Genomic DNA, 8,953 nt, shown 5'->3' with positions numbered 1-8,953 from the left:
AGCATCTGTCAAATCGACAATATAGCGCTTCTCACTCATGACCATCTCTCTAGGTTTGAGTCAGCTTACCAGCAATACCCCCACTAGGCAAAGTTCACTTGGTAGACTACTAGTCCAGCAGTTGCAATATGCCAAACTGCAATTGCAATTGTCAGCAATCCTCACGAAACTCGACCGCTTCGATCTGCTCATTATCGATGACTTAGGCTACGTCAAAAAGAGTGAAGCAGAAACGGGCGTGCTGTTTGAACTCATCGCTCATCGTTATGAGCGCAGGAGTTTGCTGGTCACGGCGAACCAGCCGTTTAGTCAATGGGATGCGATCTTTTCTGACTCCACCATGACGGTCGCTGCGGTAGACCGATTAGTGCATCATGCTCTCATTCTTGGACATTCAAGCGGAAAGCTTTCGCAAGCAATCTGCGCTAGAGCGTACTCAATCGAAGTAGCCTCTGACAGGGCGATCTGCAATGTACGCTTTGCATAGTTGCTCAGAAGAGCAACTATGCTACGTCAGTATCATACTTCTGGCGTTACTGATTCACGATTTAACTGGGGTTGAACGGGCTGTCGTGTGCACACGACAGTCCACTTTTAGTCCAAATCTAGTCTCGCTTTGTAGGGGCAATCAGTAGTTGTCACTCTAGCGCGACAATTCATTCGAGTTGTCCTTAACCGGACAAGGTGAATTTAGATAATCGACCAAGGTAGTTGACACGAGACAAAGGGAGAACGACAGTCATTTAGCTCTTTGGTGGAGAGCATGTCGCAGTGAGAAAACTCTGCGATCGCAATTCAGATTGATCAGAAATATGCACACAGGTTTTCTAGAAATATAAGGAAAACCTTATGATTTGCATTTGATATTACTTAGCAGATTCATGTAGAGCGATCGCAAATTTGTGCGGATTTAACGATAAACTTAAGCAGAACGATAGACTTAAGTACATGGAAGTTCTAACTTCAGTAGATAAAACTCTATGAATGTTAGTACAGGACAGCTATAACCTTCCAGTCCCATTGGGAGAGTGTTCATTCTAAACACCCTGGCGACATGTTCTCGCGGAACACCTGTGCTGTAGGGGCGAAACGCTTCTCCCTTACTCTTTAAAGTCACCTATCACAATAGTCACCCCTCGTTAGAGGAGCCACAAGGAGGTATTCGTGGATTTTTTGTCCTTGTTCTTAATGGACTTCGTTAAGCAGTTGCAGTCCCCAACACTCAGCTTTCTGATTGGTGGTATGGTCATTGCCGCCCTTGGTAGCGAATTGGTAATTCCAGAGGCGATTACTCAGATCATCGTCTTCATGCTGCTCATGAAAATCGGTCTGACCGGTGGTCAGGCGATCCGTAATTCCAACCTAACGGAGATGGTGTTACCCGTAGCGTTTGCTATAGCAATAGGAATTCTCGTTGTATTCATCGCGCGCTATACGTTGGCCAAGCTGCCGAAGGTCAAAACCGTAGATGCGATTGCGACCGGGGGGTTGTTTGGTGCTGTGAGTGGCTCTACTATGGCCGCCGCCCTGACGACACTGGATGGAGCAAACATGCAATACGAGGCATGGGCTGGCGCACTCTATCCCTTCATGGATATCCCAGCGCTCGTAACGGCGATTGTGGTGGCCAACATTTATCTCAAAAAGAAGAAGCGTAGTGCAGCAGGCGAGTCTATCAGCAAGCAGGAGTATCCCAGTCCCGCAGGAGAATATACCAGTACCGCAGGCGCGGCTTTCAGTACCGCAGGCGTATCTCTACCTGCAGGCACGTCTTTCAGTACCACAGGCGATTATCCCAGTCCCGCAGGCACGTCTTCCAGTCCCGCAGGTGATCATCCCAGCAGCCGACAAGAGTATCTCAGAAAGCAACGGTCTGCGGATAATCGGGTCAAAATATGGCCGATCGTGAAGGAAAGCCTCCAGGGATCTGCCCTATCGGCAATGTTGCTCGGCATTGCTCTTGGCATATTAGCCCAGCCGGAAAGTGTCTATCAAAGCTTCTACGATCCCGCCTTTCGCGGCTTGCTTTCGATCTTGATGGTGGTCATGGGTATGGAGGCTTGGTCAAGGATTGGCGAACTACGTAAGGTGGCTCAGTGGTACGTCGTGTATAGCGTAGTGGCACCGCTGCTGCATGGGCTCATTGCCTTTGGTCTCGGTATGATTGCCCACTACACCACAGGATTCAGCATGGGTGGTGTTGTGGTTCTGGCCGTCATCGCCGCCTCCAGTTCAGACATCTCAGGCCCACCCACGTTGCGAGCCGGGATTCCGTCAGCCAATCCCTCCGCCTACATCGGTGCCTCCACAGCTATCGGTACACCCATTGCGATTGGCGTGGGAATACCGCTCTTCCTCGGGCTTGCCCAGGCGATAGGCGGGATGGGCGGCAGCTAATCCAAGACGGGTCGCGGTCTGTCGGCCCTCCCTTGACCCGGCAGACCAAGCGACTCAATATATAAGATCAATTACGGTAAGGAGGTAACCAACATGGCTAAGCCAGCCAAAAAGCTCGTCATCGTCACGGAAAAGATTCTGCTGAAAAAGATCGCCGATATCATCGAAGAATCCGGGGCAACCGGTTATACGGTTGTGGCAACTGGCGGTAAAGGCAGTCGCAACGTGCGCTCGTCGGGACAACCCAGTGTTTCTGACACCACGGCGAATATAAAATTCGAGGTACTCACCCCGGATCGGGATATGGCCGAGAATATTGCGGACCAGGTCGCAATCAAGTTCTTCCTCGATTATGCGGGCATGATCTATATCTGTGACGCGGAGGTACTGTACGGGCACAGTTTCTGTGGTCCAGACGGCTGTTGAATCGAAACGATGCAGACCTAAATGGCCGGGTCATGACCCCGGCTTTTTGTTGTCCGTTACTCAAAAATCCAAAGCATGACCGTCCTTAATCGGTTGCTTTTTTCATAACCCCCGCCGTTTTGTGGCTCCCTCAAACCCTTAACCTTCATCGCTTTAAACTCATGATTTTGTCCAACATTCTGCCTCCTTTCAGTGGGGAGATAGCTGCTCTCATGGCTCCGATACCAGTCCTAGCGACCGTTGTTGCTGAAGATTCACCCATTATTCTGTCTGGCGTATTGCTGACGCTGGTGGTGATTTATCTGGCTAGCAAGCTCGGTGCAGAGGTTGCTAGGCGATTGGATTTTCCGCCCGTCCTGGGGGAACTAGTCGCTGGTGTGATTGTTGGTGTTTCGGCGTTGCACCTGGTGATCTTTCCCGAAGGAGGGCTGTCTGCCTCTGACTCGGTGATTATGACAGCGCTGCAAGGATTGAATCAATTGGCACCGGATGCGCTGACCCGGATCTTTGAGTCGCAAAGTGAAGTGATTTCGGTTCTGGCTGAAATCGGCGTAATTATTCTGCTATTTGAAATTGGACTGGAATCCGATCTACGGCAACTGAAGGAAGTGGGAATTCAAGCCACGGTTGTCGCCTGTGTTGGAGTCGCGGCACCTTTTGCAGCAGGCACGGCAGGGTTAATGATGCTCTTTCATGTCGCAGCAATTCCAGCGATTTTTGCGGGGGCGGCGTTAACGGCAACGAGTATCGGCATTACCTCTAAAGTGTTGTCAGAGTTAGGTCAACTCAAATCCAAAGAAGGGCAAATCATTGTTGGCGCAGCGGTGATTGATGATGTCCTCGGCATTATTGTCCTGGCTGTGGTTGCTAGCTTAGCCAAGACCGGTGAGATTGATGTTGCCAATGTCATTTACTTGATTGTCAGTGCTACGGCATTTTTGCTTGGATCAATTTTGCTGGGGGGTGTCTTTAACAAAAGTTTTGTGGCGATCGTAGATCAGCTCAAAACCCGTGGGAATATTGTTATTCCGGCATTCATCTTCGCTTTCTTTATGGCATTTTTAGGTAACGCCATTCACCTCGAAGCGATTTTGGGTGCCTTTGCAGCGGGTTTGGTGCTTGATGAAACCGATGCCCGGAACGAGTTAGATGAATTAATCAAACCGATCGCCGATTTACTGGTACCCATTTTCTTTGTGACGGTGGGAGCGCGTGCTGACCTCGGTGTTTTGAACCCGATGATACCGGAGAATCGGGCGGGACTATTGATTGCTGTCTTTTTGGTAGGGGTAGCGATCGTTGGCAAACTGGTGACGGGTTGGGGAGTGTTTGGACTACCCGGAATCAATCGCTTCGCGATCGGAGTTGGGATGATCCCTCGAGGTGAGGTGGGTTTAGTGTTTGCTGGCATTGGCTCAGCTAGCGGCGTTTTGGATAAGCCGCTGGAGGTGTCGATTATTATTATGGTGATCTTAACAACTTTTCTGGCTCCACCTTTTTTGCGGGTTGCCTTTGGTTCATCCACTGAGCCCATCCCAGAACTCACCACTCCTGTAAAAGCAGCGAGTGAGTAACGATTCGCGTCGTTTCATCTTGTGTGACGTGTTTTCTGAAGGTGCTTATGCAGATGTTATTAGAAGAATCTGTGTTAGAAGCTTGTGCTTTAGCCACTATTTTATTAGGGTTCTTCGGCATTATCCTGAAAAAGAACCTGGTCATGAAAATCATCTCTATGGATGTTATGAGTACTGGGGTGATTGCCTACTACATCGTCATAGCAGCGCGAGATGGTTGGTTTACGCCTATTGTTACTGAGGGAACGCCACAAGCCTATGCTGACCCCGTACCTCAGGCAGTCATTCTGACAGCAATTGTTATTGGCTTTTCAATTCAGGCTCTTATGCTGGTCGGTGTGATGAAGCTGTCGCGTGATAATCCCACCCTAGAAAGCAACGAGATTGAGCGGAATCAAACATTATGACAGTCCTTACTTTGGCCTGGATTGGGTTTCCGTTTTCGGTAGGGTTTCTGATTTACCTGTTACCTCGCCTCTCGCGCTCGCTTGCCTTGGCTGGCACTCTAGCTTCGGTAGCCTATTCTATATGGCTATTTCTTGCATCCGAACCCATTACGCTACGGTTACTGGATAACTTTGGGGTTAGCCTGCTGTTAGATCCGTTAGCAAGTTTCTTTATTCTGACCAATGCTCTCGTTACAACCGCTGTCATTTTTTATTGCTGGCAGAGTGATCGCTCCTCCTTCTTTTTTGCACAAACCCTGATCCTTCACGGTAGTGTGAATGCAGCACTGATCTGCTCCGATTTGATTAGTTTGTATGTAGCACTAGAGGTTTTGAGTATTGCTGCATTCTTGCTTATTACTTATCCGAGAACAGATCGATCGATCTGGGTTGGGCTGCGCTATTTATTCATCAGTAACATCGCGATGCTGTTCTATTTAGTGGGAGCAGTACTGGTTTATAAAGCCCATCATTCCTTTGGTTTTGAAGGATTACGGGGAGCACCTTATGAAGCGATCGCCCTCATTTTTTTAGGTCTGCTGACTAAGGCAGGCATATTTGTATCAGGACTCTGGCTCCCGCTCACCCACTCTGAGTCAGAATCGCCCGTTTCGGCTCTTATGTCTGGGATGGTTGTAAAAGCAGGAGTTCTGCCGATGGTGCGTTTCGCCCTTTTTCTAGAAGAGATGGACCCAATTGTGCGTTTTTTTGGGGTAGGAACGGCACTGTTGGGGGTATTCTATGCAGTCTTTGAGAAGGATGTAAAACGGATGCTGGCATTCCATACGGTGTCGCAGTTGGGCTTCATCCTGGCGGCTCCGGAAGTGGGTGGTTTCTATGCCCTAACCCACGGGTTGGTAAAGGCTTCTCTGTTTCTACAAGCCGGGAAGTTACCCAGTCGCAGTTTCAAGGAACTTAACCAGCGATCGCTCCATACTCCCCTCTGGATTGCCCTCGTGATTGCCAGCTTCTCAATTTCAGGATTTCCTTTGCTGTCGGGTTTTGGGGCAAAGGTGTTAACCATGAAGAATTTGCTGCCCTGGCAGGTGATTGCGATGAACGTTGCTGCTTTAGGAACCTCTATTTCGTTTGCGAAGTTCATCTTTTTGCCTCACAAAAACCTAAGTGAGTTAGAGCGACCCTCTCTTCAACCAGGCTTTTGGGCTGCAATGGCGCTGCTTCTAGGTGGATTGTTCGCGGCTAACGTTGTGTATTACGAGGCATATACCTTCGCAAATATTGTGAAGCCTTTAGGCATCATCTTCCTGGGGTGGATTCTTTACCTGGCAATTTTCCGGCAGGTGGTTCTGAAACTACCCCGTGTTCTAGAGGAATTTGAACATTTAGTCGGTGTTATGGGCCTAAGTTTAGTCGCGCTCTTCTGGATGGCAATGGCATGATTGCACATATCATTCTTCGATTAGTAATCTGGTTCTTGCTAACGGCTAACCTGAGTGTGGCAAACATCATCATTGGTGTGAGCGTTGCATTACTGTTACCTCGCGGCGCAACTTCACCCACACGACTGAAGGAGTTGATACAAGCAATCTGGAAAATTGTTCGAGCCATTCCTCAAGCCTACTCGGAAGCCATTCAACTGATTTTGCAACCCCATACTCAGGAAGAAATTATTATGGAGCGGGTTAAGACAAGGCGAACACCTGGCCTTATCTTCCTGGACATATTTCTAATTACCTTTACCCCTAAAACCACCGTCTTGAAGTATCACGAAGACGGCTGGTACGAAGTTCATCGCGTATGTAGGAGGAAACAGCCATGATTCTCAATCTGGCGTTGATGGCAATGATTGTGGCGCTGCTAATCCCTCTCTACGAAGCATGGAAGGATGAAGACATTTGGCAAACCATGCTGGCATTTTCTAGCGTGGCAACGAAAGCCGCAGTGATGATTCTGCTGATTTCGGTGTTGCGGGATGACTGGATGCTAGGTGTTGCGGGTGTCATCATCCTGAGTGTAGGAGATGCCGGATTTATGCTGCTGGCCCATATTCTCAAGCGGATGGGGGATTCATGATTAACCTGTTGAGCTACCTCTGTATTGGAGTTGGGTTATTCTTCTGGTTTTGGGGTACTTCGTCTCTGTTGACTCAGCGATCGGTGCTGTTCAAACTCCACAACCTTTCAGTATCAGACACTTTGGGATCGATTAGCATCATTACAGGACTGCTCCTGCTCCGCCCGCGTGAGTGGCCGCTCCTGCTCCTAGCAATTCTTTCCCTAGTCCTGTGGAATACGATGCTGGGCTATGTCCTAGCCTATTGCTCCAGCAGCAGTCCCAGCCGTACCCTCAATTTTAGGAGGCGTAGTGATGGATAGCTATGTTTATATCATTGTTGCACTGTTGCCGCTGGCCGCTGCAATGGTGATCTTTCAAACTAACCCTTACCATGCTCTCGTGATGCGGGGCATTTTGGGCGCGATCGCCGCCCTTGTCTACACGGTACTGGGTGCTCCAGACGTGGCTTTAACCGAGGCATTGGTGGGAACGTTGTTAGCGATTAGCCTGTATGCGGTAGCTGTGCGATCGTCCTTGGTGTTGCGGTTAGGGGTGTTAAAAGATGAGGCTGCTACTGGCAACTTAACGGAATCTCCCCCAAAACATTCCTTCCGCCAACTACTGGAAGATCTGCGCGCTGTATTTGGCAAGCATTATATGCGAGTCGAACTCGTACCTTACATGGACGAGGAAGATCTGCACCAAGCCCTTGTAGATAAGGATGTACATGCTATTTGTGCCTATACGGAGCCTTTAGAAGGGAAATCACAGACCGAAGCAATTCTCCCCTACACAACAACGACACGTCTCCCTCGTATCCACGAGATTTTGCAAACCGAAATGGTTTCTGTCCCTGTACGATTTAGTCACAACAGCTCATCAAAATCGGAGATAAAGGGATGAAATGGGTTTATATTGTCGCAGGAATTGCATTTTTCTTCAAAATGCTATTTTTGTCTGAAAATCCGGCTCCTACCTTACCGTTCTCCATCGTCGATGCGGTAGTTCAGGATAGCGGCATACCGAATGCCGTTTCAGGTATCATCCTGCGTAATCGCCTGTATGACACGATTTTTGAAGTGGTTGTTTTTACAATCGCCATCATGGGAACTAAGTATCTCCTATCCAATGAACGGCCACCTAAAAAGGTCTACCAATTTAGCGACGAATCTTCCATTATTCTGGCGCGGTTGGGGGCAACCATATCTGCCTTGGTGGGAGTTGAATTAGCGATTCGTGGACACCTTAGTCCAGGAGGAGGCTTTGCGGCTGGAGTAGCTGGGGGAACGGCGATCGGACTGATTGCCATGACCTCGTCTGCAGAATGGATGCAGGGGATTTACCAGCGTTGGCACGCCGCTGCCTGGGAAAAGGTATCAGTGCTCGTATTTATTTTACTGTCCGTGATAACGCTGTCCGGATTTGAACTTCCCCACGGTGATTTCGGCGCTCTGTTGAGTGGTGGAATTTTGCCAATTTTGAATATTTTAGTAGCAATCAAAGTAGCTTTGGGATCGTGGGCGGTCGTTCTCATATTTATTCGCTATAGAGGGCTGTTGTAGGTACACTCGTGTCTTGCACCAGAACCGTTGTTTTTTCGTCACTAAGCAACGAAAAAACAACGGTTCTGGTTTTGCTTTGGAAGGTGTGATTGAAGCGGTGCAATGTAGAAAGTCGAGTGTTTGAGGGTTAGTGTTAGTCCTCACAAGTGAGTGGAGAACCGTCTTTCCCGGCTTGATAGTTGGTAGCACCAGCTAGCTAATACCAATTCTTCAAAGTAAGGCTACAGATGGTACAAAGCTTTTGATGGGTTCAAAGACGAAGGATGGCAGGGGTATACAAGCTAGAGATTAGTGAGAGTGAGGAAGACCTCAAAGGGTTACTGAGAGAGCAGAAAACTGCATCAGGCAAAGAACGGATACAACTGCTGTATCTGCTCAAAAGTAGGCAAGCGGCAACGATACAGCAAGCAGCGCAATTGCTTGGACGCAACCGGGTCAGCGTTCAGAAGTGGTTACGGCGCTATCGAGCAGGAGGACTCAGCGAGATGCTGGAGAAAAAGGAACCCTGCGGTCGCCCCCGTGCGATTCCAGC

At 48.9% G+C, this 8,953-nt stretch carries 11 protein-coding genes and 1 pseudogene; all 12 read left to right on the top strand.

Annotation, left to right across the window (positions count from 1 at the left end):
* Positions 1-37: 37 nt before the first annotated feature.
* Positions 38-449: pseudogene (locus H6G00_RS08235) on the top strand (ATP-binding protein).
* Positions 450-1,164: 715 nt separating this feature from the next.
* Positions 1,165-2,397: a sodium-dependent bicarbonate transport family permease gene (locus tag H6G00_RS08230; RefSeq protein WP_190796384.1), complete on the top strand. Its 1,233-nt coding sequence runs from the start codon at positions 1,165-1,167 to the stop codon at positions 2,395-2,397.
* A gap of 93 nt (positions 2,398-2,490) precedes the next feature.
* Positions 2,491-2,823, top strand: a complete 333-nt coding sequence (locus H6G00_RS08225) for a hypothetical protein (protein WP_190796383.1) — start codon at positions 2,491-2,493, stop codon at positions 2,821-2,823.
* 161 nt (positions 2,824-2,984) lie between these two features.
* Positions 2,985-4,397, top strand: a complete 1,413-nt coding sequence (locus H6G00_RS08220; protein WP_190796382.1) for a cation:proton antiporter — start codon at positions 2,985-2,987, stop codon at positions 4,395-4,397.
* A 71-nt stretch (positions 4,398-4,468) separates the two neighbouring features.
* Complete coding sequence (locus H6G00_RS08215; protein WP_190796385.1) at positions 4,469-4,804, top strand: NADH-quinone oxidoreductase subunit K; 336 nt, start codon at positions 4,469-4,471, stop codon at positions 4,802-4,804.
* The gene (locus H6G00_RS08210; RefSeq protein ID WP_190796381.1) at positions 4,801-6,243 is read left to right on the top strand and encodes a cation:proton antiporter; all 1,443 of its coding nucleotides are present in this window, start codon (positions 4,801-4,803) and stop codon (positions 6,241-6,243) included. Before H6G00_RS08215 ends, H6G00_RS08210 begins: the two co-directional genes overlap by 4 nt.
* Entirely contained in the window at positions 6,240-6,623 is a 384-nt protein-coding gene (locus tag H6G00_RS08205; RefSeq protein ID WP_190796380.1) for a Na+/H+ antiporter subunit E, read from the top strand. The genes H6G00_RS08210 and H6G00_RS08205 overlap by 4 nt, the downstream gene beginning before the upstream one ends.
* A complete protein-coding gene (locus tag H6G00_RS08200; protein ID WP_190442083.1) occupies positions 6,620-6,877 on the top strand; it encodes a hypothetical protein in 258 nt (85 codons plus the stop codon). Before H6G00_RS08205 ends, H6G00_RS08200 begins: the two co-directional genes overlap by 4 nt.
* Positions 6,874-7,179: a monovalent cation/H(+) antiporter subunit G gene (locus H6G00_RS08195; protein ID WP_190796379.1), complete on the top strand. Its 306-nt coding sequence runs from the start codon at positions 6,874-6,876 to the stop codon at positions 7,177-7,179. Before H6G00_RS08200 ends, H6G00_RS08195 begins: the two co-directional genes overlap by 4 nt.
* Complete coding sequence (locus H6G00_RS08190) at positions 7,169-7,762, top strand: hydrogenase subunit MbhD domain-containing protein (protein ID WP_190796378.1); 594 nt, start codon at positions 7,169-7,171, stop codon at positions 7,760-7,762. The genes H6G00_RS08195 and H6G00_RS08190 overlap by 11 nt, the downstream gene beginning before the upstream one ends.
* Positions 7,759-8,421: a Na(+)/H(+) antiporter subunit B gene (locus H6G00_RS08185; RefSeq protein ID WP_190796377.1), complete on the top strand. Its 663-nt coding sequence runs from the start codon at positions 7,759-7,761 to the stop codon at positions 8,419-8,421. The genes H6G00_RS08190 and H6G00_RS08185 overlap by 4 nt, the downstream gene beginning before the upstream one ends.
* Before the next feature lie 263 nt (positions 8,422-8,684).
* On the top strand, positions 8,685-8,953 hold a 269-nt coding region (locus H6G00_RS08180), incomplete at its 3' end, for a helix-turn-helix domain-containing protein (protein ID WP_190796376.1).

The sequence above is a fragment of the Leptolyngbya sp. FACHB-541 genome (assembly GCF_014695875.1).
Classification (GTDB): Bacteria; Cyanobacteriota; Cyanobacteriia; order Elainellales; family Elainellaceae; genus JAAUTN01.
The sequence above is the reverse complement of the archived record's forward strand: the minus strand, read 5'-3'. Positions and strand labels throughout refer to the sequence as shown.